Source organism: Streptomyces sp. 8N114, from assembly GCF_052245835.1.
Classification (GTDB): Bacteria; Actinomycetota; Actinomycetes; order Streptomycetales; family Streptomycetaceae; genus Streptomyces.
This window is the reverse complement of sequence record NZ_JBQQBT010000010.1, coordinates 67,231-91,913: the sequence shown is the minus strand read 5'-3', so window position 1 is coordinate 91,913 and position 24,683 is coordinate 67,231. Positions and strand designations below refer to the sequence as shown.

The 24,683-nt window shown below is 70.8% G+C and carries 24 protein-coding genes and 1 tRNA gene; 12 read left to right on the top strand and 13 right to left on the bottom strand.

What is annotated here, in order from left to right; all coding sequences use genetic code 11:
• The first annotated feature begins 60 nt into the window (after positions 1-60).
• Positions 61-1,476 (top strand): class I SAM-dependent methyltransferase, encoded by a 1,416-nt coding sequence (locus ACTWQF_RS21930; RefSeq protein ID WP_443281317.1) that lies wholly within the window; start codon positions 61-63, stop codon positions 1,474-1,476.
• Positions 1,477-1,565: 89 nt separating this feature from the next.
• Here ACTWQF_RS21930 and ACTWQF_RS21925 read toward each other — a convergent pair whose 3' ends face one another.
• Together ACTWQF_RS21925 and ACTWQF_RS21920 are read right to left on the bottom strand one after the other, a co-directional pair.
• Positions 1,566-4,103, bottom strand: a complete 2,538-nt coding sequence (locus ACTWQF_RS21925) for an ABC transporter permease (protein WP_443281316.1) — start codon at positions 4,101-4,103, stop codon at positions 1,566-1,568.
• A 224-nt stretch (positions 4,104-4,327) separates the two neighbouring features.
• The gene (locus ACTWQF_RS21920) at positions 4,328-5,077 is read right to left on the bottom strand and encodes an ABC transporter ATP-binding protein (RefSeq protein WP_443281422.1); all 750 of its coding nucleotides are present in this window, start codon (positions 5,075-5,077) and stop codon (positions 4,328-4,330) included.
• 532 nt (positions 5,078-5,609) lie between these two features.
• On the opposite strand from ACTWQF_RS21920, the gene ACTWQF_RS21915 reads away from it, so the two are divergent.
• Positions 5,610-5,695 (top strand) — tRNA-Leu (locus tag ACTWQF_RS21915).
• Positions 5,696-5,896: 201 nt separating this feature from the next.
• Here ACTWQF_RS21915 and ACTWQF_RS21910 read toward each other — a convergent pair.
• Complete coding sequence (locus ACTWQF_RS21910) at positions 5,897-6,256, bottom strand: hypothetical protein (protein ID WP_443281315.1); 360 nt, start codon at positions 6,254-6,256, stop codon at positions 5,897-5,899.
• A 196-nt stretch (positions 6,257-6,452) separates the two neighbouring features.
• Between ACTWQF_RS21910 and ACTWQF_RS21905 the strand changes: the two genes are divergently transcribed.
• The 4 genes from ACTWQF_RS21905 (at position 6,453) to ACTWQF_RS21890 (ending at position 10,420) form a co-directional block, all read left to right on the top strand.
• Entirely contained in the window at positions 6,453-6,881 is a 429-nt protein-coding gene (locus ACTWQF_RS21905; protein WP_443281314.1) for a VOC family protein, read from the top strand.
• A gap of 88 nt (positions 6,882-6,969) precedes the next feature.
• Positions 6,970-7,752, top strand: a complete 783-nt coding sequence (locus ACTWQF_RS21900) for an SDR family NAD(P)-dependent oxidoreductase (protein ID WP_443281313.1) — start codon at positions 6,970-6,972, stop codon at positions 7,750-7,752.
• A 77-nt stretch (positions 7,753-7,829) separates the two neighbouring features.
• Positions 7,830-9,056, top strand: a complete 1,227-nt coding sequence (locus ACTWQF_RS21895; RefSeq protein ID WP_443281312.1) for an aminotransferase-like domain-containing protein — start codon at positions 7,830-7,832, stop codon at positions 9,054-9,056.
• 458 nt (positions 9,057-9,514) lie between these two features.
• Complete coding sequence (locus ACTWQF_RS21890; protein ID WP_443281311.1) at positions 9,515-10,420, top strand: nitroreductase/quinone reductase family protein; 906 nt, start codon at positions 9,515-9,517, stop codon at positions 10,418-10,420.
• On the opposite strand, the gene ACTWQF_RS21885 is transcribed toward ACTWQF_RS21890, so the two are convergent.
• Positions 10,369-10,878, bottom strand: a complete 510-nt coding sequence (locus ACTWQF_RS21885; protein ID WP_443281310.1) for a MarR family winged helix-turn-helix transcriptional regulator — start codon at positions 10,876-10,878, stop codon at positions 10,369-10,371. The genes ACTWQF_RS21890 and ACTWQF_RS21885 overlap by 52 nt on opposite strands.
• Positions 10,879-10,996: 118 nt before the next feature.
• Between ACTWQF_RS21885 and ACTWQF_RS21880 the strand changes: the two genes are divergently transcribed.
• Positions 10,997-11,575, top strand: a complete 579-nt coding sequence (locus ACTWQF_RS21880) for a DoxX family protein (protein ID WP_443281309.1) — start codon at positions 10,997-10,999, stop codon at positions 11,573-11,575.
• A 166-nt stretch (positions 11,576-11,741) separates the two neighbouring features.
• Positions 11,742-12,617 (top strand): Bax inhibitor-1/YccA family protein, encoded by an 876-nt coding sequence (locus tag ACTWQF_RS21875; protein ID WP_443281308.1) that lies wholly within the window; start codon positions 11,742-11,744, stop codon positions 12,615-12,617.
• Between the two features lie 175 nt (positions 12,618-12,792).
• Here ACTWQF_RS21875 and ACTWQF_RS21870 read toward each other — a convergent pair whose 3' ends face one another.
• A complete protein-coding gene (locus ACTWQF_RS21870) occupies positions 12,793-13,020 on the bottom strand; it encodes a DUF4287 domain-containing protein (protein ID WP_209237481.1) in 228 nt (75 codons plus the stop codon).
• A 114-nt stretch (positions 13,021-13,134) separates the two neighbouring features.
• Here ACTWQF_RS21870 and ACTWQF_RS21865 point away from each other — a divergent pair, with 114 nt between their 5' ends.
• Entirely contained in the window at positions 13,135-13,500 is a 366-nt protein-coding gene (locus tag ACTWQF_RS21865; RefSeq protein ID WP_443281307.1) for a hypothetical protein, read from the top strand.
• Here the strand turns inward: ACTWQF_RS21865 and ACTWQF_RS21860 are convergent.
• From ACTWQF_RS21860 to ACTWQF_RS21850, 3 genes are all read right to left on the bottom strand, one after another.
• On the bottom strand, positions 13,487-14,527 hold the full coding sequence (locus ACTWQF_RS21860; protein WP_443281306.1) for a hypothetical protein: 1,041 nt from the start codon (positions 14,525-14,527) through the stop codon (positions 13,487-13,489). The two genes, ACTWQF_RS21865 and ACTWQF_RS21860, sit on opposite strands and share 14 nt — an antisense overlap.
• A 285-nt stretch (positions 14,528-14,812) precedes the next feature.
• Positions 14,813-16,033, bottom strand: a complete 1,221-nt coding sequence (locus ACTWQF_RS21855; RefSeq protein WP_443281305.1) for an acetyl-CoA C-acetyltransferase — start codon at positions 16,031-16,033, stop codon at positions 14,813-14,815.
• A gap of 291 nt (positions 16,034-16,324) precedes the next feature.
• On the bottom strand, positions 16,325-17,365 hold the full coding sequence (locus tag ACTWQF_RS21850) for an SGNH/GDSL hydrolase family protein (RefSeq protein ID WP_443281304.1): 1,041 nt from the start codon (positions 17,363-17,365) through the stop codon (positions 16,325-16,327).
• A 314-nt stretch (positions 17,366-17,679) separates the two neighbouring features.
• Between ACTWQF_RS21850 and ACTWQF_RS21845 the strand changes: the two genes are divergently transcribed.
• The gene (locus tag ACTWQF_RS21845) at positions 17,680-19,068 is read left to right on the top strand and encodes a cystathionine beta-synthase (RefSeq protein WP_443281303.1); all 1,389 of its coding nucleotides are present in this window, start codon (positions 17,680-17,682) and stop codon (positions 19,066-19,068) included.
• A gap of 161 nt (positions 19,069-19,229) precedes the next feature.
• Here ACTWQF_RS21845 and ACTWQF_RS21840 read toward each other — a convergent pair whose 3' ends face one another.
• Entirely contained in the window at positions 19,230-19,667 is a 438-nt protein-coding gene (locus ACTWQF_RS21840; RefSeq protein WP_443281302.1) for a hypothetical protein, read from the bottom strand.
• A gap of 147 nt (positions 19,668-19,814) precedes the next feature.
• Here ACTWQF_RS21840 and ACTWQF_RS21835 point away from each other — a divergent pair, with 147 nt between their 5' ends.
• Positions 19,815-20,666, top strand: a complete 852-nt coding sequence (locus ACTWQF_RS21835; protein WP_443281301.1) for a MurR/RpiR family transcriptional regulator — start codon at positions 19,815-19,817, stop codon at positions 20,664-20,666.
• A gap of 225 nt (positions 20,667-20,891) precedes the next feature.
• On the top strand, positions 20,892-21,461 hold the full coding sequence (locus ACTWQF_RS21830) for a GNAT family N-acetyltransferase (protein ID WP_443281300.1): 570 nt from the start codon (positions 20,892-20,894) through the stop codon (positions 21,459-21,461).
• On the opposite strand, the gene ACTWQF_RS21825 is transcribed toward ACTWQF_RS21830, so the two are convergent.
• From ACTWQF_RS21825 to ACTWQF_RS21810, 4 genes are all read right to left on the bottom strand, one after another.
• Entirely contained in the window at positions 21,449-22,144 is a 696-nt protein-coding gene (locus tag ACTWQF_RS21825) for a TIGR03086 family metal-binding protein (protein WP_443281299.1), read from the bottom strand. The genes ACTWQF_RS21830 and ACTWQF_RS21825 overlap by 13 nt on opposite strands.
• Positions 22,145-22,148: 4 nt before the next feature.
• A complete protein-coding gene (locus ACTWQF_RS21820) occupies positions 22,149-22,547 on the bottom strand; it encodes a VOC family protein (RefSeq protein WP_443281298.1) in 399 nt (132 codons plus the stop codon).
• 215 nt (positions 22,548-22,762) lie between these two features.
• Positions 22,763-23,659, bottom strand: coding sequence for an aldo/keto reductase (locus ACTWQF_RS21815; protein ID WP_443281297.1), 897 nt, complete (start codon positions 23,657-23,659; stop codon positions 22,763-22,765).
• A gap of 135 nt (positions 23,660-23,794) precedes the next feature.
• Complete coding sequence (locus ACTWQF_RS21810) at positions 23,795-24,508, bottom strand: type 1 glutamine amidotransferase domain-containing protein (RefSeq protein WP_443281296.1); 714 nt, start codon at positions 24,506-24,508, stop codon at positions 23,795-23,797.
• Positions 24,509-24,683: the final 175 nt, after the last annotated feature.

Genomic DNA, 24,683 nt, shown 5'->3' with positions numbered 1-24,683 from the left:
AGCCCCGCACACGTTATGTGTACGGGGAACCCACCCCTTCCTGACACGGAGGTGTGCTCAATGGCCGGTGACGCCCAACGGATTGTTGCGCTCGCGGAGCAGCTGCTGGGGAACCCGCTCCCGGTCAGGGTGCGGGCGTGGGACCACAGCGAGGCGGGGCCGCCCGGAGCCCCCGTACTGGTCGTACGGAGCCGTCGGGCACTGCGCCGGGTGCTGTGGCGGCCGGGAGAACTGGGGCTGGCGCGGGCCTGGGTCGCCGGGGAAATCGATGTCGAGGGCGATCTGTACCAGGCGCTCGGCCTGCTGGCCGGACTGATCTGGGAGCGGGACGAGGGACCCGCGGCCGCGGCCGAACCGGACAACACCCCTGCGATCGGCCCCGGTTGGGCACGGGGCGCGCTGTCGCTGGCCCGGAACTCGGCAGCGCGGCAGGCCGCCACCGAGCTGCTGCGCATGGCAGGGCCCGGGCTGCCGCCCCCGCCCCCCGCCGAGGAGGCCCGGAGCCGCACCGGGCTGCGCCACACTCTCGGCCGCGACCGCAAGGCCATCAGCCACCACTACGACGTCGGCAACGACTTCTACGAGCTGGTGCTGGGTCCCAGCATGGTCTACTCCTGCGCCTACTGGCAGCCGGACGCTTCCCCCGGCTCCTCCCCCAGCCTTCGGCCGGGCGGTACCCCCAGGGAGGCCCCTTCACTGGAGGACGCTCAGCGCGACAAGCTCGACCTGATCTGCCGCAAGCTCGCACTGCGCGAGGGCCAGCGGCTGCTGGACGTCGGCGGCGGCTGGGGCTCCCTCGTGCTGCACGCGGCGCGCGAATACGGAGTACGCGCCGTCGCCGTCACCCTCTCCCGCGAGCAGGCCGTCTACGGCCGCAAGCGGATCGCCGAGGAGGGACTGGCGGACCGCGTGGAGATCCGTGTACAGGACTACCGTCAGATCGACGACGGCCCATATGACGCCATTTCGTCGGTCGGCATGGCCGAGCACGTCGGCGGGGCGCGCTACCGCGAGTACGCCGACAATCTGAACGCCCTCCTGAAGCCCGGCGGGCGGTTGCTGAACCACCAGATCGCGCGACGGCCGGTCGCCGACGAAGAGTCGTACGAGGTGGACCCGTTCATCGACGCCTACGTCTTTCCCGACGGGGAACTCGCGCCCCTCGGGCAGACCGTGGGGCTGCTGGAGCAGGCGGGCTTCGAGGTGCGGGACGTCGAGTCGCTGCGCGAGCACTACGCGCTGACGCTGCGCGCCTGGGTCCGCAATCTGGAGGCCGACTTCGCGCGGGCCGCGCGGCTGACCACGCCGGGCCGCGCGCGGGTCTGGCGCCTCTACATGGCGGCTTCCGCCTTGGCGTTCGAGCGTAACCGTATCGGCGTCAACCAGGTGCTGGCCGTGAAGACTCCCGAGTCCGGCGCCTCGGGGCTGCCCTTGCGGACCCGCCGGTGGACGGCGGACGCGGACGCGCTCCCCTGAGAAACGGATAGGGGTGGAGCAGGGGCCAGACCAACCCCTGCCCCACCCCGGTCGGGGTCCGGGGCCCCGCGAAAGGGGCCCCGGAGGGCTCACTCCGTCTTGATGGCGGCCAGCATGTTGAGCCGGGCCGCCCGGCGTGCGGGCCACAGCGCGGCGAGGACGCCCACCAGCGCGGCCAGCCCGAGGAAGATACCCATACGCCCCCAGGGCAGGACGAGCGAGTAGGTCCCCAGCGAGCTGGCGATCAGCTCACCGGCGGCCCAGCCGAAGAAGACGCCGAGGCCGATCCCGAGCACCCCGCCGAACAGCGAGATGACCAGCGACTCCAGCCGTACCATCCGCTTGACCCCGCGCCGGTCGAGACCGATGGCGCGCAGCATCCCGATCTCCTGGCCGCGCTCGAAGACCGACATGGCGAGGGTGTTGATCACGCCCAGCACGGCGACGATGACGGCCATCGCGAGCAGCCCGTACAGCATGTTCAGCATGATGTTGATCATCTGAGCGATGCCCTCGGAGATGTCCTTCTTGTCCTCGACCTTGACGGCGGGATTGTCGCCGAGCTGCTTCTTGAGGGAGTCCTTGACCGCGTCGGTCGTGCCGTCCTTCGTCTTGGCGAGGACCTGCATGTCCATGACCTTGGTCATGTGCGGAGTGACGGTCTTGTTGTCGACGAGGATGCCGGTGATCAGCTCGTTGCCCTTGTAGAGCCCGCCGACCGTCAGCTGCCCCTTCTTGCCGTCCTCGTACGTCATCTGGAAGCGGGAGCCGGGCTTCCAGCCGTACTTCTTGGCGGTGTCGGTGTCCACGACGACCCGCTTGCCGCTGCTGATGCCGGACCAGCCGCCCTGGGTGAAGTCGAGCGAGGTGAGCTTGCTGATGGTGGCGCCGTTGACGCCCGTGATGTTGTGGCTGTCGCCCTCGATGTCGGTGCTGACATTGCGCAGCGGAGAGGTGTCGCTGACCTCGTCCATCTGCGCGAGCTTCTTCTCCACCGTCGGCGACAGCGGGGTGAAGTTGGCCATGGAGATGGTGTAGTCGGCCTTCAGCGAGTCGGACGCCATCTTGTCGATGGCATGCTGCACGCCGCTGGCGATGACCGTCAGACCGGTGATCAGGGTCAGGCCGACCATCAGCGCGGAGGCGGTGGCGGCCGTGCGGCGCGGGTTGCGTACCGCGTTCTGGCGGGCCAGCTTGCCGCTGACGTTGAAGAGCCGCAGCACCGGGGCCGCAGCCGCGATCAGCGGGCGGGACAGCAGCGGGGTGAGGACGAACACGCCGATCAGCAGCAGTCCGGCGCCAGCCCCCATGGGGGCCTTGCCGCCGTCGTCCATCTTGGTCGCCATCAGCACCAGCACCGCACCGGCGGCGGACAGCAGCGCGCCGATGATGTTGCGGACGATCAGCGAGCGGGTCGTCGCGGGGGCGTGGATGCTGCCCATCGCCGCGACCGGCGGGATCTTGGCCGCGCGCCGTGCCGGCAGCCAGGCCGCCAGGACGGTGATGACGACGCCGACGAACAGCGAGATGACGACCGTGTTCGGCTCGATCACCAGGGGTCCGTCGGGCATGGTGCCCATGCTGCCGACGAGGGAGCGCAGTCCGATCGCGATGCCGACGCCCGCGGCCATCCCGGTCAGCCCCGCGACGACGCCCACGGCCAGCGCCTCGATGAGCACCGAACGGGTGACCTGGCGGCGGCTGGCACCCACAGCGCGCAGCAGCGCCAGCTCCTTGGTGCGCTGGGCGACCAGCATGGTGAAGGTGTTGGCGATGATGAAGATGCCGACGAACAGCGCGATCCCGGCGAACGCCAGCAGGCTGGTCTTCATGCCGGACATGCCGTTCTCGATCTGCTGGGACTCGTCGTCGGCGAGCTTCTTGCCGGTGACGGCCTCGGCGTCGGAGGGCAGGATCTTCTCGGCCCGCTGCTTGAGCGCGGCCTGCGAGACGCCCGGCTCGGCCTTGAGCTGGATCTCGGTGTACTCACCGGGCTTGGCGAACAGCTTCTGCGCGGTGGCGTTGTCGAACAGGACGAGAGAGCCCCCGGCGGAGACGTTGCCGTCGTCGGTGGTGTAGATGCCGGTGACCTTCTCCTTGCGTACCGGGCCGTTCACCGACATGCGGACGGTGTCGCCGACCTTGTAGCCGGTGCGCTCTGCGGTCTTGGCGTCCAGCGCTATCTGGCCGGGGGCGCGCGGTGCCGCGCCGTCCTTCATCGGATAGCGGGGGTCGCTGCCCTTGCCGTCCCGGCCGGCGTAGTAGTTGGCGCCCTCGGTGGAGAAGCCGTCACCGACGAGCTTGCCGTCCTTGTCGGAGAGGGCGGCGAAGCCGGAGACGACACCGGTCGCGGACTTGGCGCCGGGCAGCCGGCCGGCCCGGTCGAGGGTGCGCTGGCTCAACGGCGAGACGCTGCCCCGGTCTTCGGGGGAGTCGCCGTTTTTCTGGCGTATGGAGACGTCGACGTTCGCGTAGCCCTTTTCGGAGCTCTTCTGGAAGGCGTCGGAGATGGTCGAGGTGAAGACCAGGGTGCCGGAGACGAAGGCCACGCCGAGCAGCACGGCGAGCATGGTCATCAGCAGCCGGGCCTTGTGCGCGAAGACGTTGCGCAAGGCTGTTCGGAGCATGAGGAAGTCCTGGAAGGTCCTTCTGCGAGAGGCGAGAAGCCGGCGGCGGGAGGCCGGCCGCGGAAGCGTGTACGGCGCGCCGAAGCGTGTACGGCGCGAACCGGGTGCGGCGCCCGAGCGTTACGGCGCGGAAGCGCGTACGGCGTGAGAGCACGTACGGCGCGGACCGGCGCCGCGCTGACCGGCGCCGGACGGCGCGGGAGTGCGGAGCGGGCTCGCCCGGCTCAGCTCGTCCGGGCCTTGGCGTCGAAGGACTTCATCCGCTCCAGCACGCTGTCGGCCGTCGGACCGGCCATGTCGTCGACGATGCGGCCGTCGGCGAGGAAGACGACCCGGTCCGCGTAGGAGGCGGCCACCGGGTCGTGGGTGACCATGACGACGGTCTGGCCCAGTTCGCGTACGGAGTTGCGGAGGAAGCCGAGGACCTCGGCGCCGGCGCGGGAGTCGAGGTTGCCGGTCGGCTCGTCCCCGAAGATGATCTCCGGTCGGGAGGCGAGCGCCCGAGCCACGGCGACCCGCTGCTGCTGACCGCCGGAGAGCTGGTTGGGCCGGTGCTTGAGCCGGTCGGCGAGGCCGACGGTCTGGATGACGCGGTCCAGCCACGCCTTGTCGGGCTTACGGCCCGCGATATCCATCGGCAGCGTGATGTTCTCCAGGCCGTTGAGCGTGGGCAGCAGGTTGAACGCCTGGAAGATGAAGCCGATGCGGTCGCGCCGCAGTTGGGTCAGCTTCTTGTCCTTGAGCGCGGTCAGTTCGGTGTCACCGATGCGGGCGCTGCCGCTGGAGATCGAGTCGAGCCCCGCCATGCAGTGCATCAGCGTGGACTTGCCGGAGCCCGAGGGGCCCATGATCGCGGTGAACTCGGCCTGCCGGAACTCGACCGATATCCGGTCGAGCGCTACCACCTTGGTCTCGCCCTGGCCGTAGACCTTGGACAGGTCCGTGGCACGCGCCGCGGCGACGCCGGTGCTCATACGGTCGGCGGGGGCTCCGGGGTACGGGCCGCCCGCGGTGTGGTGCTGACGGGTGCTGGTCGTCACGGCGCGGTGCTCCTGTCGGATGTTGGTCTGGTGAGAGACGGAACTTTCCATGTGCCTCCATCGTTCCGTCGGATCCGCGCGGCTGGATCAGCCCCGGCTCTTGTTTCCGGGGCAGCCTTCGGAGGGACCTCCGGTCCCCGCGGTCATCCTTGGGTATGACGGCCGACCCTGAGACGGAGGAGGGAGCTGCGGCGGCAAACGCCACTGGCATATGACCCTGGTGGACTTGGGTCGCGAACTCCCGTGACTGAACGGCGACTTTCCGTCATTCCTGGCGAGCCGGGCGCGGAGGGGAGACCGCTGCGAAGTGGTGCATGTGACACTGATGGCCCGTCAGTTGCCAATAAAATAAGACAACATCGGTCTGTCGATCCGCTGTTCGGGGGATGACCCTGGATAGGCTCGTCCCGCGCCCTGGGGAGGGCCGTCTGCGCCCGGCGGCGTACGACGCGGTCCAGGAGCCGGTGCCCGGATGGTGGAATGCAGACACGACGAGCTTAAACCTCGTTGGCCCTAAGGGCCGTGCCGGTTCAAGTCCGGCTCCGGGCACCAACCGGCCGAACGCCGACCCGTTGGAGCCATCCCAGCCGTACGGAATCTGCATCGCGCTCGTATGGAATGGGCAGCAGCGACGTTCGCAAGCGCTCGTACCGAATCCGCAGTAGCGACGTTTGCGAGCGACCCTACGGAATCCGCAGCAGCGACGTTCGCAAGCGATCCTACGGACTCCGCGCCGAGGAGCTCAGCGTGCGTTCAGCGGGTCTCCAGACGGAGCCGGAGCTGCTTCTCCTGGTCGCCGGCGACCTCCAGCACCTCCACCACGCCGAACGCCTCCAGCAGTACGCGGTGCAGTCGCTCGACCGCCTGCGGGGAGCCCTGCAGCTCCGCCGTCACCTGCGCGCCGAGCGTCACGGCCTCCGGGCGCCCGCTGTCGCCTGAGACGTCGAACCGCGACAGCCATACGTTGGCCTTGCGGCCCTCGGGTTGCAGCTCCGTCCAGTCCGAGGGGAACAGTCCGCTCAGCACCCCGAAGACCGCCTCGGCGTCCTCGCAGGCACAGCCGCTGAGCTCCACGGATACTTCCATCTCCCCTTCGGACATCTCCGCCGTCATGGTGCGGGCCTCCCTTTCTCGCGAATTCGCTCCAGGGCCCAATATCGGCCCGCAGGTACCCGTTCGGCGTGACCCCAACCGGCGATTCGCGCCCCCGGTGCGGCGCGCGTGCCGAAGCAACCGTGCCGGAGCGATGAAGAAGGGTGCGATGGATGGTCCGTATCCGAAGGTCCGCAACCACTCCCAGGAGGTACCCATGGCAGCCACCCGAACGCTCGGAGCCGTCACCGTCAGCCTGCCCGTCGCCGAGCGCATGACCTCGTACACCTTCTACCGGGACGGGCTGGGCCTGGAGGCTGTCGGAAAGCTCGCCGAGGACGGGGTGCCCGAGCCGCTGCGGTTCATCGTCAACGACGGGCTGCGGCTGATGCTCATCCCCACCGGCGGTTTCGACTGGGTGACCGGCGACCACACCGTCGCGGAGCCCGGTCAGAGCGAGTGTGTCCTCGCGGTGCCGGTCGGCGAGGAGAGCGACGTGGACGAGATGATCGCCCGCGCCGTCCGTGCCGGTGCCCGGACGGTCAGCGAACCGGCACACCAGCCCTGGGGCTATTCGGGCGCCTTCGCCGATCCGGACGGCCACATCTGGCTGATCCAGGCCGGGACAGCGGGCGAGGGCCACTGAGGCGAGCGGGGCGGGGAGGGGTCCTGGGCCAGGTGCCGCCGTCGGAAAACCGGTTGAGCGGGTCAGGGTCCGCTGTCACGGTCAAGTGATGATCGATCCTGGACTCTCCGGACGCACCGTGCTGGTGACCGGCGCCGTGGGCGGGATCGGTGAGGCGACGGCGCTCGCCTTCGCCCGCCTCGGCGCCCGGGTCGCCGCGCACTGGTATCCGGCCGACGGCAGCCCGCAGAGCGTCCCGTTCGCGCACCGGACGCCGGGGCGCGAGGAAGCCGAGGCAGCGCTGCGGCGGCTGCACACCGCGGGCGCGGCGGCGGCCGAGCTCTTCCCCGCCGACCTCGCGGACGGTGCGGCGGCGGGTCCGCTGCTCGACGCCGTCGCCGCCCGCCTCGGCCCCGTCGATGTGCTCGTGAACAACGCGGCGCACTGCGAGGTCGTCGACAGCGCCGACGAGCTGACGGCCGAGTCCCTGGAGCGCACCTACCGGGTCAACACCTACGCGCCCGCCCTGCTGATCGCCGACCTCGCCCGGCGGGGCCGGGAGGCAGCGGTGGTCAACATCTCCACGGACGCAGCCCGCGCCTTCCCCGGACAGACCGCCTACGGCACCTCCAAGGCGGCACTGGAGGCCCTCACCCGGGCGACGGCACTCGACCTGGGCCCGCGCGGCATCCGCGTCAACGCGGTCGCACCAGGTCCGGTGCAGACGGGGTGGATGCCGGACGAACTCGTCGAGCAGGTCGTCCCGCAGATCCCGCTGCGCCGGGTCGGGCTGCCGGACGACATCGCGGACGCGGTGGTCTTCCTCGCCTCCCGCCAGGCCCGCTGGATCACCGGTCAGGTCCTCCAGACCGCGGGCGGTCACGCGCTCTGAAGCGGCGGACCCACGCCCGCTGTCCACGTTCCGGAAACCACTGGGGCGGTTCCGCAGGACGCTTCTAAGCTGCGGGAATGACTCCCAGCACGCTCCCGGGGCCCGCTCCCGCCACCGTTCCCGCACCCCCGCTCGCCGCCCGCGCCGCCTCGGTCGGCTCCTCGCCCGTACGGGAGATCCTGGCGCTGACCCAGCGGCCCGAGGTGATCTCCTTCGCCGGTGGGCTCCCGGCGCCCGAGCTCTTCGCCGCCGAGGCGATACGGGCCGCCTACGACCGGGTGCTCGCGGAGCAGCCGCAGCGGGTGCTTCAGTACTCCACCTCCGAGGGCGATCCGGCGCTGCGCGGGGCCGTGGCGCGGCGGCTGGGGGAGCGCGGCCTGCCGACCGGGCCCGACGAACTGCTGGTGACGACCGGTTCGCAGCAGGCCCTCACCCTGCTGGCGACCGCACTGCTGGAGCCGGGCGACACCGTGCTGGTGGAGGACCCGACGTATCTGGCGGCGCTGCAGTGCTTCGGTTTCGCGGGTGCGCGCGTGGTGCCCGTCCACGCCGACGACGAGGGTGTCGACCCGGTGGCGCTGGCGGAGGTGGTGGAGCGCGAGCGTCCCAAGATGCTCTATCTGATCCCCACCTTCCAGAACCCGACCGGACGCACCCTCCCGCTTGCCCGCCGGCAGGCCGTAGCAGAGGTCGCCGCGCGGTACGGGATGTGGATCGTGGAGGACGATCCGTACGGGGAGCTGCGCTTCGAGGGCGAGCACGAGCCGTGGGTCGCCTCGCTGCCGCAGGCCGCCGACCGCACGGTGCTGCTGGGCAGCTTCTCCAAGGTGATGGCGCCCGGACTGCGGCTCGGCTGGCTGCGCGCCCCAGCCGATCTGCGCCGCGCCTGCGTCATCGCCAAGCAGGCGCTGGATCTGCACTGTTCCACCGTCGACCAGGCGGCAGCCGCCCGCTATCTGGCGGACAACGACCTGGACGCGCATCTGACGCGGGTCCGCGACGCCTACCGCGACCGCCGTGACGCGCTGCTCGACGGGCTGTCCGCCGCACTGCCGCCGGGCAGTACGTGGAACCACCCGCAGGGCGGCATGTTCGTCTGGGCACGGCTGCCGGAGGGGTACGACGCGACGGAGCTGCTGCACGAGGCCGTCGCGAAGGACGTCGCCTATGTTCCGGGTGCGCCCTTCTTCGCGGGCTCTCCCGACCCTGCCGCGCTGCGGCTGTCGTTCACCACGCACACCCCTCAGGAGATCCGGGAGGGGCTGCGGCGGCTCGGCGGGGTGCTGCGGCCGGCCGAGCGGTAGCCGTCCGGGCCCGGAGCGGGCCGGGCGCGGGGGAGCGCGAGCAGTGCGATGACGCCGAGCACGCCTGTCAGCGCGACGAACACGCGGCCGGTCTTTCGCTTCTGCCGTTCGTCCGCCGGATCCCGGGAACTCTTGAAACAGAGGGCACGCGGCCGGTTGAATAGCCAACCGTGCCGCGTGCCGCTGTCGCTTGTACGGCAGTGTCATGGAGGCACCCTGACGTGAGGAGTGCATCGTGGGTACACACACCGCAGGGCTCGTCTGACACGTGATCTCTGACGGCCTGCGCGCAGCGCAGCCGCCGTCCCGCGCCGCCTGCTGACAGAGCGAGCGCGCCCTTTCTCTTCCACTTTCCTCGCCGGGCTCTCCCCTGCCCGGAGGTGCCCGCGTGCCGTTCCGGCCACCCGTGCGCTCACCCATGCCCTGGGGAGAGCTCCCTTTCCCATGGAGCTGCTTTCTTGACCCCTTCACCCATCCAGTCCGACCCGCCCCGCGTCACGGACTTCAACCGCGCTGTCATCGAGGAGTTCCGCGCCAACTCCGGCCGGGTCGGCGGGCCGTTCGCCGGCGGTGATCTGCTGCTGCTGACCACTCGCGGAGCCCGTACCGGCCTGGAGCAGACCTCACCGCTCGCGTTCGTCCGCGACGAAGACGGTCACCTTCTCGTCGTCGCCTCGGCGGGCGGCGCGCCCCGCAATCCCGCCTGGTACCACAACCTCCTCGCACACCCGATGGTCCGCGTGGAGGTGGGGTCCGACTCGTTCGGCGCCGTGGCCGTGCCCACCGAGGGGGCCGAGCGGGCACGGCTGTTCGCGCACGTGGTGCGGCAGCAGCCCGGGTACGCCGACTACCAGGCGCGGACGGACCGACCGCTGCCCGTGATCCGGCTCGAACGCCCGTACGCGGACGCACCCTTCACCGGCCTCGTCGACAAGCTGCTCGAGGTGCACACCTGGCTGCGTGAGCAGCTGCGCCATGTGGCGGCCGAGGCGGAGGCGCACTTCTCGGCGCGGAGCGCCACCGATGACACCCCGCCGCCCCCGCTCGGACTGCAGATCCGGCAGCACTGCCTCGCCTTCTGCGAGTCCCTGCACGTCCACCACACCTCGGAGGACCAGGGGGTCTTTCCCGTACTGGCGCAGAAGTTCCCGCACCTGGCCCCGGCGCTCGAACGGCTGCGTGCCGAGCACCGCACGGTGGAGCGGATCCGTGGCGAGCTGGAGGCGTTGCTGGCCGATCTGGCGACGGCCGATCCGGACCGCTTCCGGGCCGAACTGTCCCGGATGACGGGCGAGCTCGAAGCACACCTCGACTACGAGGAGGAGGTGCTGATCCCGCCGCTGGCCGCCATGCCCGGGCCCTGATCCGGAGGCCGCAGCCGCGCGCCGACGCGGCCCAGCGCGCGGGCGACGGCATCGAGTTCGTCCCGCTCCAGCACGTCGATCAGGGCGGCGCGGACGGCGGCCACATGACCGGGGGCCGCGGCACGCAGCGTGTCGCGGCCCTCCGGGGTGAGCACCGCCAGAACGCCCCGTACGTCGGTGGGGCAGGAGCGGCGCTCGACCAGGCCGCGCTTCTCCAGCTGGCTCACCTGGTAGGTGAGGCCGCTCTTGGAAGTGAACAGGCCGTGTGCCAGATCGGTCATCCGGGCCTCGCCGTCGGGTGCCGTGGCGAGCTTGACGAGGATCTCGTACTGCGCATGGGAGAGCCCCGCCTCGTCCTTCAGCTGCTGCTCCACATGGCGGGACACCCGGCTGGTGGCCTCCAGAAAGCCCAGCCAGGCCGCCATTTCGCGCTCATCGAGCCACCTGGTTCCAGCCATGGCATCCATCCTACTCGGTTGTTCAAATTCGAACCTCTTGTTACGGTCGAGGCCCGCCATTCAAATCTCAACAACCTGTCCGGCCTGTCCCGCCGCACAGGTGCAGGAGGCTCCGCTCATGTCGTCCCCCCACGCCCCAGAGACCACTGACACCGCTCGGTACGCCCCGACGGCCGGCGTCCCAGGCAGTCCCGACGCCGCACCCGCCGAGCAGTCCGGCTACGACGCCGGACTGCTCGTGCTGCGCCTGGCGGTCGGCCTCACCATGGCCGTGCACGGATCACAGAAACTGTTCGGCTGGTTCAGCGGTGGCGGGATCGACGGGACCGCGCAGTTCTTCGGCGCCTCCGGCTACCCCTCGGCGAAGACCATGGCCGTCGTCGCCGGGCTCACCGAAACCCTCGGCGGCCTCGGCCTCGTGCTGGGCCTGCTCACTCCGCTCGCGGGTGCCGCGGTGTTCGGCACCATGCTCAACGTGCTCGCGGTGAAGTGGGGCGGCGGCTTCTTCGCGCCCGAGGGCGTCGAGTACGAACTGCTGCTTACCGCCGGCGCCGGGGCGCTCATCCTCACCGGCCCCGGTCGGCTGGCGGCCGACCGGGTGCTGCCCCTGCCGCGCCCCCACCGGCTCACCCACGGCGTGGCCCTGCTCGTGCTCGGCGCCGTACTCGCGGGCGCTGTGCTCCTCATGCGTTCGTGACCCTCTCGGGGGCGACATGAGATCCGCCCGGGTGAGGTCGGCGCCGCGCAGGGGAAGGGAACAACAGACAGCTTTCGCTCGTTCTTGACTCTGCACTAGCGTGCTGTTTTTGCTAACGCATTACGCTGTACTGCAAGGCCGCGCAGTGTGGCCATGGAGGAGTGAGATGAGGAGCAGCAACCCGGTCTTCTCGCGACGGGGGTTCAGCCGCTCAGGCGGCTATGCCGGTTTCGACGCCCAGCAGCAGCCGCAGCAGGCCGGGAACCCCTACGCGACCAACCCTTACGCCGCGAACCCGTACGGACAGCAGCCAGGTCCGTACGCCGCCCAGCAGACCCAGGCCCCCGGCCAGCCGTACGCGCCGCCGGCCGCACCGCCGTCCGCCGGGCGGATGACGATCGACGATGTCGTCGCCCGTACGGGTATGACCCTCGGCCTCGTCATCGTCACCGCCGCCCTCGCCTGGATCACCGGACTGTCGCTGCCACTCGCCCTCGGCGCGGGCCTCGTGGCGATGGTGCTGTCGCTCGTGCAGGCGTTCAAGCGCAAGCCGTCGCCCGCACTCATCCTGGCGTACGCCGCCTTCGAGGGTCTTTTCCTCGGTGCGCTGAGCAACTTCGTCAACCAGTTCGTGAACGGTGCCGCGATGCAGGCGGTGCTGGGCACGCTGGCGGTGTTCACCGCCGTCCTGGTGCTCTACAAGACCCGCATCATCCGCGTCACCCAGCGGTTCTACCGCTTCGCGATGGCCGCCGCGATCGGCTTCGTGCTGCTGATGGCCGTCAACCTGCTCTTCGCCGCCTTCAACGGCGGTGACGGGCTCGGCTTCCGCAGCGGTGGCCTGGGCATCCTCTTCGGCGTCATCGGCGTCGTGCTCGGCGCGCTGTTCCTCGCCCTGGACTTCAAGCAGGTCGAGGACGGCATCGCCTACGGCGCCCCCAAGGAGGAGTCGTGGCTCGCCGCCTTCGGGCTGACGCTGACCCTGGTGTGGATCTACCTGGAGTTCCTGCGTCTGATCGCCATCTTGCAGGGCGACAACTAGCCGTCGTCGGCGGCAGGTGACGAAAGCCGCCGGTCCCCGACGCCGAAGCACCGCGAGGGCCCGGGAGGTAACTGAACCTCCCGGGCCCTCGGCGTGCTCGCGTCCTTTGTCCTAGGGTCTTCCGGGTCTTCCGGGTCTTCGGGTCGTCTGTCCGGACCGGGGCACGAGGCCCGGCCTAACGGTGGCGCGCGGCGCGCCGCAGATCGTGCTCGTGGATGATTGCTTTGGCGTGCCCGTAGGCGAGGTTGTGCTCACCGCGGAGCCAGCTCACCTTCTCCTCGAAACGGAGCAGGGCAGGGCCCTCGTCGACCGCGCGGAGCCATTCTGAGACTTCACGACCAGTGCACTGAGGAATGCGGGACAGCATGTTCCGGTGGGTCTCTTCGGAGAAGACTTGGGACATCGGCGCCTCCGGACGCTTCTGCAATGAGTCCTTGACGACACGTTGCCTGAGCGTTCGTGTGTTGGCAACAGTGCGGAGGCGCTGCGCCGGAGCACGGCCGAATAAGGTGGGGATGTGCCCTGGCTCGACACCCGCCCCCTGACCGATGCCGTGGAACGGCTCGCCGACCGGCTGCGGACCCTCCCGCAGAGCACCTTGCAGCGGGGGGCCGCTGCGGAAGGGCTCGCGCTCGCGAGGGAGTTGGCGCTGCTGGCCCAGCGCCTCGAGTTCCCCGGGGACTGCATGTCCCGGGTGCTGCCCGACGCCGGTGTCTTCGCCGTCGGAGATCAACTCGCGGTCGCAGGTCACGATGTGGTTGCGGCCCTGGAAACGGCCCCTCCCGCCGTTGCGGAACCCGCCCTGCGGGAAGCCCTCCATCTGCTGGCGAGCTCCCCGCTGTCCTCGCGGAGGGCTTTCCCGCGGGGCGCTACAGGGGCGTGATGATCCGGTCGGCCAGCAGGTAGGCGGTCCTGCCGTCGGGGAAGCCGAAGGTGAGTGTGTAGGAGCCGGCGATGCCGGAGCCGCCCATCAGAACCGGTGGCTCGCCCCGGCGTATGCCGTCGGCCAGCGCCTCGCTCGTGGCGCGATGGCCCGGCGACAGACACACCGTCGTACCGTCCTCGAAGACGTATACGTCCAGCGTCCCCAGCGGTCCGGGGCGAACGTCGGCCAGCGGTGTACGCGAATCGGCGAGCTCGGCCAGCCGCTCGACGGTGCGCTCGTGGAACGTGACGGTGGGGGTCGCCGGAGACGGAGCGGCACCGGGGGTGACCGGCTCCCCGTTGAGGTTGTAGTCCGGCTGGGACGGGTGACGGCGCCGCGCCGCTGCCAGCCCCGGGGACTCCGCCTCCGCGGTGTCGTCCTCGTCATCGGTACGGGCCGCGTCGGATGCCGCGCGGAGTTCCTCGTCCGCACCGCGCTCGTCGTCCGCGCGGTCGTACGGGGCGGCATCCGGCTCGATGTCCGTGTCCCCGTCCTCGGGGCCGAGCTGGCGGGGGATGAAGAGTCCGCGGGCCTCGGGCTCCAGCAGCGCGTCGAGGTCGTCGGTGAACTCGTCCCCGACGTCGTCCGGTGCCACCTCGTACTCCGTGCCATGGCCGGCCAGCAGCGAGCCCGTCCCGGGGCCCGCGTCGCGTGCCTCCTGGGCGGCCCAGAAGGCGCGGGCCTCCGCCAGTTCGCGCTCGCGCTCGTCGGCCAGCGCGGCGGCGACAGCGGCCCGGATCTCGTGCGCGAAGGCGGCGGCCGGCTTCTCCCCGTCCGCACCGTGTTCGTCGGCTTGCCGGTCGGCCGTCGCGGCGTCGCGGGCCCGCGGGATCGCGGTGGCCCGGGCCGCCGTCGGTGCCGTCTCCAGCTGTGCACGCAGCGCCGTCAACTGGCGGCGCAGACCGCGCGCCGTGTGCAGTGCCGCACCGCCCAACGCGGTGGCCGCGGCCGCCGCGCACAGCAGGATGAGGGATATGGCGCTCACTGACTTGACTCCCGGTTCCGGTTCGGTCCCCTGACGCGGTCCCCCCGGTCATTGCCCCTGCATTCCTACAACAGCGCTGTATTACAACAACAGCGTCGTCGGGAAGGTTGTTCAAGGTTCTTCGACCGTAGTGCAAATCCCGTCGAACTGGACAGAGGAACTCCGGAACCCGCCTCGCACGCACCGCTGTGACCTGCGAGAACGCCGCGCCCTCAGGGTGTATATCACATCCTGAGGGCGCTTCGGTCTCGTCGTTGTATACCGGTACGTGGCGACTTCTGTGCGTCAGCTCAGCCGCTCGAGCACCATCGCCATGCCCTGGCCGCCGCCCACACACATGGTCTCCAGGCCGAACTGCTTGTCGTGCCACTGGAGCGAGTTGAGCAGCGTCGTGGTGATACGGGCGCCGGTCATCCCGAAGGGGTGACCCACGGCGATGGCGCCGCCGTTGACGTTGAGCTTGTCCAGGTCGATACCGAGGTCCTGGTAGGAGGGGATCACCTGGGCCGCGAACGCCTCGTTGATCTCCACCAGGTCGATGTCGCTGATCGACATGCCCGCGCGGGCCAGCGCCTGCTTGCTCGCCTCGACGGGGCCGTAGCCCATGATCTCGGGGGAGAGCGCGGAGACGCCGGTCGAGACGATCCGGGCAAGCGGCGTCAGGCCCAGCTCGCGGGCCTTGGTGTCGGACATGATGACGAGAGCGGCCGCACCGTCGTTGAGCGGGCAGCAGTTACCCGCCGTGACCATGCCATCGGGGCGGAAGACGGGCTTGAGCCCCTCGACGCCCTCCAGCGTCACGCCAGCACGCGGGCCGTCGTCCTTGCTGACCACGGTGCCGTCGGGGGTGGTCACGGGCGTGATCTCGCGCTCCCAGAAGCCGTCGGCGATGGCCTTCTCGGCGAGGTTCTGGGACCGTACGCCGAACTCGTCCATCTCACGGCGCGTGATGCCCTTGTGACGCGCCAGGTTCTCGGCGGTCTGGCCCATGGCGATGTAGACGTCCGGGACCTCCCCCTCCGCACGCGGGTCGGCCCACCCCTCACCTCCCTGCTCGGCGCGGGCCGAGGTGCGAGCCTCGGCCTCGGCGAACAGCGGGTTGTGGGTCTCGGGCATCCCGTCGGAGCTCCCCTTCACCGAGCGGGAGACCATCTCGACGCCTGCCGAGAGGAACACATCGCCCTCGCCGGCCTTGATCGCGTGCAGCGCCATCCTGGTCGTCTGGAGGGACGACGAGCAGTAGCGCGTGATGGTGCAGCCCGGCAGGTGGTCCATGCCCAGCTGGACGGCCACCACCCGGCCGAGGTTGTGGCCCTGCTCGCCGCCCGGGAGGCCACAGCCCAGCATCAGGTCGTCGATGTCGGCCGGGTCCAGCTCCGGCACCTTGGCGAGCGCCGCCTTGATGATCTCGGCCGTCAGATCGTCCGGGCGGACGTCCTTGAGGGAGCCCTTGAAGGCGCGGCCGATGGGGGAGCGGGCGGCGGAGACGATCACTGCTTCGGGCATCAGGGCTCCTGAGGGAGTCGGCGAGTGGCTACGCTGCGGAAGCTACCCGCCCGTAGGGTGCGGGTCACGGCCCCGGCGATGTGATGCGGGCCTCTTATAAGCGTTTGCTTTTTCCGCCTCCCGGTCAAGAGAGCGCCGCCACCGATGGGGCCCGCGCTCAATGGGGCCCCCAAGTGGGGGCCCGCGCTCAATGGTGGGCCCGCGAACTTTCGCCGCCCCACCTTCCCGCCGCAGCGGGGGCACCCTCCGTGGCGGCTGCAATCCGTTGCGGGCCCGCATGAGAGCCGGTCGTCAGCGGTTTTCGGCGACGCCCTCGGGGGGTTTGGGGCGGGCCTCCTCCGGAGGCGGCAGCCGGCGTCGGCGGCGGTGCTTGAGCAGGGCCCAGGGGCCGCGCATCCCGGCGACCTCGGTGCCGCCCTCGGCGGCAGCCTCCGCCGCCGCGCGGGCGACCGGCAGGATGCCCTCGCGCCGACGGGCGTCCGGCCGCTCGTCCTCGGTCGGCCACAGCCCCAGCGCCACGCACAGCGTGGGCAGTATGGCCATCGCGGCCGTGGCGTACCCCTCGGCGGAGGGATGGTAGTTGTCGGGTCCGAACAACTCGCGAGGATTGGCGGAGAACTCGGGTCCCAGCAGATCGCCCAGCGAGACCGTACGGCCGCCCTCCTCGACGACGGCGATGGTCTGGGCCGCCGCCAGCTGACGCGACAGCCGCCGCGCGATCCAGCGCAGCGGCTGTCCGACCGGCTCGACGCTGCCCAGATCGGGGCAGGTGCCGACCACCACCTCGCAGCCGGCCGTGCGCAGCCGCGCCACCGCGTCCGAGAGATAGCGGACCGAGCGGGCCGGGGGAATGCGATGGGTGACGTCGTTGGCCCCGACCATGATGACGCATACGTCCGGCGCCTCGGACAGCTCCCGCTCGCTCAGCAGCAGGGTGATCTGCCGCTCCAGATCGTCGGACATGGCGCCGGAGAGGGCCACGTTGCGCAGCTCGACGGGGCGTTCGGCGATGGCGGCAAGCGCCGAGGCCAGCAGCGCGCCGGGGGTCTGGCGCGGGCGATGCACACCCTGGCCCGCCGCCGTGGAGTCGCCGAGGAAGGCAACGCGCAGCGGCCGTCCGGAGTAGAGCCTGCCGAAGGCGCTGCCGTACAGACCGTCGGCCCTGGGCGGCTCGTCCTCGGAGCCGCCGATATGACGTTTCGCCAGCTGGAGCTCGGTGAAGAGCAGCCCGACCGCCGCTCCACCGACCAGGCCGAGTCCGCCGCCTCCGTAGGCGGCTGCGGTCGCGATTCGCCGGGCTACTCTCGCGCTCGACGCCTTCGACATCGGCATTGTGCTGTTCCGCCTCCCGAATTTTCGGTCCCACCGGTTCTCGCGGTCATGGGTTCGTGGCTGCTTGGTACGTCTGCTTGGTACGTCCGTCTGTTCATGAGGTCGTGCGTTTCCGGTCCTTGGGTTCCGGGTCCGGTGTGCTCCGGGAGCGCACTGTCCGTACGTGCGCCGGGGCTCGCAACCCCCATGACTGTGTTGCCCCGTGCGGCCCGCCCTGCAACGCGCCTGAGGTGTGCACGTGTTGCCCCATAGGCTGTCGGGAACGGGCTCGCGACCCCGCGGCCCTGCGACCACGACTACGCGCGGAGACCACGGTGCAGTATCACGAGTCGATGATCGAGCTTGTCGGAAACACCCCGCTGCTCAAGCTCAACAGTGTCACGGACGGCATCCAGGCCACCGTCCTTGCCAAGGTCGAGTACTTCAATCCAGGCGGTTCCGTGAAGGACCGGATCGCGCTGCGCATGATCGAGGCGGCAGAGGAGTCCGGCGAACTACGGCCCGGTGGGGTGATTGTGGAGCCGACCTCGGGAAACACCGGCGTGGGACTGGCCATCGTGGCGCAGCAGAAGGGGTATCGGTGCCTCTTCGTCTGCCCCGACAAGGTCTCCATGGACAAGATCAATGTGCTGCGGGCCTACGGAGCGGAGGTCGTCGTCTGCCCAACGGCCGTCGATCCCGAACATCCCGACTCTTACTACAACGTTTCCGACAGGCTTGTCCGCGAAACCCCGGGCGCCTGGAAGCCCGACCAGTACAGCAACCCCAACAACCCCCGCTCCCACTACGAAACGACGGGCCCCGAGCTGTGGGAGCAGACCGCCGGCCGGATCACCCATTTCGTGGCGGGCATCGGCACCGGCGGCACCATCAGCGGCACCGGGCAATACCTGAAAGAGGTCAGCGGTGGCCGGGTCCGGATCGTGGGCGCCGACCCGGAGGGCTCGGTCTACTCGGGCGGTTCGGGCCGTCCGTATCTGGTCGAGGGAGTGGGTGAGGACTTCTGGCCCGACGCCTACGACCGGGACATCACCGACGAGATCGTGGCCGTCTCCGACAAGGACTCCTTCCAGATGACGCGGCGGCTGGCCAAGGAGGAGGGGCTGCTGGTCGGCGGCTCCTGCGGGATGGCCGTGGTCGGTGCGCTGGAAGTGGCCAAGCGGCTCGGACCTGACGATGTGGTGGTCGTGCTGCTGCCGGACGGCGGGCGTGGCTATCTGAGCAAGATCTTCAACGACGAATGGATGAACGACTACGGGTTCCTGGAGGAGGGCGGCACCACCGGGGCGCGGGTCGGCGAGGTGCTGCGGTTCAAGGCGGGCCCCATCCCCTCCCTCGTGCATATGCACCCGGAGGAGAAGGTGGGCGAGGCCATCGAGGTGCTGCGCGAGTACGGCGTCTCGCAGATGCCCGTCGTCAAGCGCGGCGCCGGGCACCCGGATGTGATGGCCGCCGAAGTGATCGGGTCCGTCGTCGAACGGGAGCTGCTTGATGCGCTGTTCACTCAGCGGGCCTCCCTGGATGATCCGTTGGACAAGCACATGAGTGCGCCGCTGCCGCATGTGGGCGCGGGGGAGAGCGTTGCCGACCTGATGGCCGTACTGGAGGGGGCCGATGCGGCGATCGTCCTCGCGGAGGGCAAGCCGAGCGGGGTGGTGAGCCGTCAGGACCTGCTGGCGTTCCTGGCGAACGAGGGCCGGTGAGGGCGCCGCGCGTGCGGTGAGATGTGCGTGTGGTGAGACGTGCGTGGGTGATGTGTGATGTGGCCCCTGCGCCTGTCCTCCCGTTCTTCGACGGTGAGGCGGCGCGGGGGCGCTGTCGCCGGGCGCGCTCGGAGCCCTGCTCGGCCGGGCCTTACCGGGCCCTACTCGGTGTCCTTTCCGCCGCGTTCGCCGTGGGAGAACCAGGAGCGGCTGGCCTGGAGGCCGTTGACGGCGACGATGCCCGCCCAGCAGGTGACCAGGCCCGTCAGCCCCGCGTTGGCCACGGCTATCGCCGAGAGCGGGATCGCCAGCACCAGGGAGGCCACCGCCAGGCCCAGCCGGGCGCCGATCCCGTCCGGCAAGCCGTGCGGCGGCGTCTGCCGCTCCTGCCGTACGCCGGTGCTGCCGCCCCGCGCGACCACCATCTGCTGCTCGGCCAGCTGGCGGCGCACCCGTTTGTCGACGACGTTGTCCAGCCGCTGTTCCACCTTCTCCAGGAAGGAGTCCAGCAGCTCGTCCTCGTACTCGGGGCCCAGTTCCCGGCGCGTCTGCACGGTCGCGTCGAGTTCCTTCTTCAGCTCGGGGTCGGGTGCGCTCATACCCGTTACAGTACGGGCGCCGCGCCCCCGGGGCAGTGGTGCTAGCACTACTTCTGCCGGACGTCCGTTCCGGCTGCGCCTTGCCGGAGGCGGCCGGTGCTGCATAGCCTTATGCAGGGGAGGAGCGGGCTGAATGAGAGGTGCGGGATGAGCAGCGCGAGCGCGCGGTTGCTGAAGCTCTTCGAGGGGCACCGGCTGACCCCGACGCAGCGCCGTATCGCGCACTGCATGGTCCGCAGGGCAGGCGACGCGCCGTTCCTCTCCAGCGTCGAGCTCGCCGAGCTGGCCGGGGTCAGCCAGCCCTCCGTGACGCGGTTCGCGGTCGCGCTCGGTTTCGACGGCTATCCGGCGCTCCGCCGCCACCTGCGGGAGAGCGAGCCGCCCGAGGGGGCCGAGTCCACCGGCGAGGGCGAGGGGCCGGGCGGGTTCAACGAGTACCAGCAGGCCGTGCACGCCGAGATCGAGAATCTGCGGCACCTGGCCGCGCTGCTGGACGACCCGGCGCCGGTCGAGCGTGCCGGAGCACTGCTGGCCGCCTCCCGACCGCTGCCCGTACTCGGGCTGCGGGCCGCAGCCGCGCAGGCGAGCGGCTTCGCGTACTTCGCCGCCAAGGTCCACCCCGACGTACGGCTGCTCACCGAGGGCGGCTCCATGCTGGCGGACCGCATCGACGGCTGCGTACGGGCCGGGGCCGACGCGCTGCTGTGCTTCGCGCTGCCGCGGCACCCGCAGGAGACGGTGGAGGCGCTCGACAGTGCGCGGCAGGCGGGGCTGTCGATCGTCACCGTCGCCGACAGCGCCTTCGCACCCGTTGCGCACCCAGGAGATCTGCTGCTGCCCGCCGCCGTCGGTACGGGCCTGGCCTTCGACACGGCCTGCGCCCCCATGCTGCTGGGGCGGGTGCTGCTGGAGGCGATGTGTGACGGGCTGCCGGACGCGCAGGCTCGGCTGGAGGAGTTCGACGCGAGGGCGAGCGAGCGCGGCCTCTTCGCGGAGTGAGCGCAGGGCCGAAATCCGGGTGCTCCAGGGCGCGTTCTGTCGTACTGTGCGCGGCCGTAAGCCATGCATCGCATGCGCGTCATATACGCACCTCATGCGCATCCCATAGGAGAGCCCTGATTGCACGACTCCCGTTTTACGGGTCTGCCGCACCCTGCCGCGGACCCCGAGCTCATCAGGAACTGGGTGGCGGGCTGGGCCGCCTCCCGAGGTACCCCCGCACCGGTGGAGCGCCCGTGGGGGGTCTACATGGCGGTAGGCGACGAGCGTCTGGTGGGGCGGCACGTGCTGCTGCACGCCGACGAGGCGACGGTGCACCAGGCCGCCGCCGCGGTGACCGTGCCGCAGACCTGGCTGATGGTCTTCGACGAGCCGGAACAGGTCGCCGCCTGGCTGCCGCGCGGCTGGGAAGTGGACCACGCGGAAACCGGCCACCTCATGACCGTTGATCTGCAGGTGACCGGGCCGGTGCCGCCCGAGGGCTATTCGCGTACGGTCGAGACCCGCGACGGTGTCACCTATGTGTGCGTACGCGACGACGCGACAGACGAGAACGCGGCCTCCGGCCAGGCGTCCGTGCTGGGCGGGAACGCCGTCATGGACCGCATCGTCACCCAGGAGGCACACCGCCGCCGCGGCCTGGGCAGCCTCGTGATGCGCACCCTCACCGACAGCGCGGTGGCCGCGGGCGCCACCCTCGGCCTGCTGGGCGCCACTCCGCAGGGGCGGGCGCTCTACGAGACGCTGGGCTGGAAAGCGCACAGCATCCTGACGGAGTGCGTCTACCGGCCGTAGGCCGGATCGCGGCCGAGGAAGGCCAGTAACCGGTCCCCCGGTGGGGCGCCAGGTGCGACGGGGGCCTCCGGCGCGAACAGCGGATGCCGGGCACCCTCGTGCGGCACCAACTGCCGGGCCACGGGCAGCAGCCGGGCCGCCAGCGGCGCCGGGATGGGCCGGTCGGCGCTGCCGGTGGCCCGTGCGATGTCCCACCCGTGCACCGCCATCTCGACCGCGCCCGTCAGCGCCAGGGCCGTCGCCGTCAGTGGTGCGTCGGCCACCACGATCAGGCGGCGGCCCGGACCGGCGGCGGTCCACGCCCCCAGCAGCCGGGCCGCCCGCAGCCGGAAGGCCGCCGCGGGGTCGCCCCCCGCGGCGTCCCCGGGCTCCGCGGTGCACCCGCTCTCTGCGGCATCCCCGCTCTCCGCGGTGGTCCCCGGCGCCCGGTTCGGGTGCAGCGAGACAGTGCCCTCCGCGATGCCCTCGTGCAGCGCCGCCAGGGAGTCGTCCGCATGGGCCATCAGCCCGCCCAGGTCCCACTCCGTGCACGGGGTGGGCAGGTGCAGCAGGGCCGGGGTCACGCACTGCGCGGTGCCCAGTGCGTAGCCGACCGCGTGCCGCAGCAGTTCGGTCGCCCGCGCGGTGCTGTCCCGGCTGCCACCACCGTCCCGCGGTTCTCCGTCTTCCTGCTCGCGGAACATGTCGCTAGGAGGACGACTTGGTGTCGGAGCCGTCGGTGGTCTCGAAGAGCTGCACGTAGTTGCCGTCCGGGTCCTCCAGGGTGCCCAGCAGGACGTGCTCGTCCGCTGCCTCGACAGGTCGCACCCAGCGCGGATCGAGCTGCTCGGTCAGCCGCTCGGCCATGCCGTGGATGTCCGTCACCTCGAAGTTGACCAGGATCCTGCCGGGCTCGACGGACCTGCGGCCCACGTCGTCCCGGCTCTCGAAGATGAGATACGTCCCGGACAGCTCCAGGGCGAGCACCGGCCCGTCGCCGTCCTCCGCGTCCGGGGCGAACGCGGCGCGATACCACTCCCACAGCTTCTTCGGGTCCGTGCTTCCCAGCACGATGCCGCCCACCCGGGGACCGGTCGCTTCGGTCATGAGGTCTGCCTCCCGCAACTGTCGGACGCCGGGCACGTTGCTCCGGCTCTTGAGGAGATGGACCGGGACCGGCCGGAAAACTCATCGCCGGGTGCCGATTTCCCTTGTTCCGGTGAGGGGTGTGCCCCTGCCCGACGCTTGTGGGGTGCACGTGAGTTGTGGTTGGTCGCGCAGTTCCCCGCGCCCCTTCGGGGCGCAGCCTCATGCCACGTACCTCACACCTGGACCGCGGCCGCCAGCTCCTCGAACTCCGCGTCGGTCAGTTCGATCCGGGCCGCCTGCGCGTTCTCCTCCAGGTGCGCGAGCCGTGAGGTGCCCGGGATCGGCAGCATCACAGGGGAGCGGCGCAGCAGCCAGGCCAGAGCGAGCTGGGAGGGGGTGGCGCCGTGCTGCTGGGCGGCGGTCTCCAGTGGGCCGCCCGGGCGCGCGAGTTCACCCGTGGCGATGGGGAACCAGGGGATGAAGGCGACGTTCTCCTGCTCGGCGTACTCCAGCACCGGCTCCGCGCTGCGGTCGGCGAGGTTGTACAGGTTCTGTACGGAGACGACGTCCGCCAGTCTCCGGGCCTCCTCCAGCTCTGCCACCGAGACCTCGGACAGTCCGATGAACCGGATCTTGCCCTCCTGCTGGAGCAGTGACAGCTCGCCCAGCTGGTCGGCGACCGGCACCTCCTCGTCGATGCGGTGCAGCTGGTAGAGGTCGATACGCTCCAGGCCCAGGTGACGCAGGCTCAGTTCGCACTGCTGGCGCAGGTACGCGGGCCGGCCCACGGGGCGCCAGTCGTCCGGGCCGGCCCGGGTCAGTCCGCCCTTGGTGGCGACGACCAGCCCGTCGGGGTACGGATGCAGGGCCTGGCGGATGAGGCGCTCGCTGACGAACGGGCCGTAGGAGTCGGCCGTGTCGATGAAGTTGACGCCCAGCTCGACGGCGCGCCGCAGCACCCGTACGGCCTCGTCCGGGTCCCGGGGCTCGCCCCAGACGCCGGGGCCGGTGAGCTGCATGGCGCCGTAGCCGAGCCGGTTGACGGGCAGCTGTCCGCCGAGCGAGAAGGTTCCGGCGGCGCCGACGGGCCGGCCGGCGTGGATTGCTGAGGCTGCTGGGGAGTCGGACACGAGTCGTTCCCTTCGTCGGTGACGCCTGACGATTCGGCGCCGGTGACGCCTGAGGGGTTGGGCGGCGCGGTGACGCCTGAGGGGTTCGGCGGCGTGGTGACGCCTGCCGATTCGGCGGGGGTGACGCTGACCGATTCAGCCGAGCATCTTGATGACCTCGGCGGCCACCGGCCCCGCTGACGCCGGGTTCTGACCGGTGACCAGGTTGCGGTCCACGACCACGTGCGGCGCCCACGGCTCACCCGCGTCGAAGTGTGCCCCGGCCTCGACGAGCCGGTCCTGGAGCAGCCACTTGGCCTTGTTGGCCAGCCCCGTCTGGTGCTCCTCGGAGTTGGTGAAGCCGGTCAGCCGGTACCCGTACACCGCGCTGGCGCCCTCTTGGGTGTGGGCGGCCAGCAGCGCCGCGGGCCCGTGGCAGACCACGCCGAGGGGCCTGCCGGAGGCCAGCGTCCGCACCAGCAGCGTGCCGGAGTCGGAGTCGGTGGCCAGGTCCTCCATGGGGCCGTGCCCGCCGGGGTAGAAGACGGCGTCGAAGCCTGCCGGGCCGCCGCCGCTGTCGATCCGTACGTCCTCGATGCTCAGCGGCTGGCCCAGCTCGGTGAAGGACTCCAGCCCCCCGGCCACCCGGTCGGCGCCTGCCTGTCCGCCGTTCGCGTCAGCGGACAGGCTGGCCTGGTCGACGCTGGGGAGCACCCCGCCGGGGGTGGCGACGACGACCTGGTGGCCCGCCGCCTTGAACGCCTCGTAGGGGGCGACGGCCTCGTCGGCCCAGAAGCCGGTGGGGTGCTGGGTGCCGTCGGCGAGCGTCCAGTGGCGGGCGCCGGTCAGCACGAAAAGGATCTGCGGCATGTCGTTCTCCGGGGGCTGCGAGGGAGGGCTACCCGACGACGGTAGGCCGCTGCGGGCGCCCACAGCGGCTGACGTCACCGGGCGAGCCCGCCGCATCCCCTGGCCGCCGCAGCCCGGGGAGGCCGAGGACCCCGTTGACTAGAACTATTCAGCGCGTATCGTTGGTGAATAGATT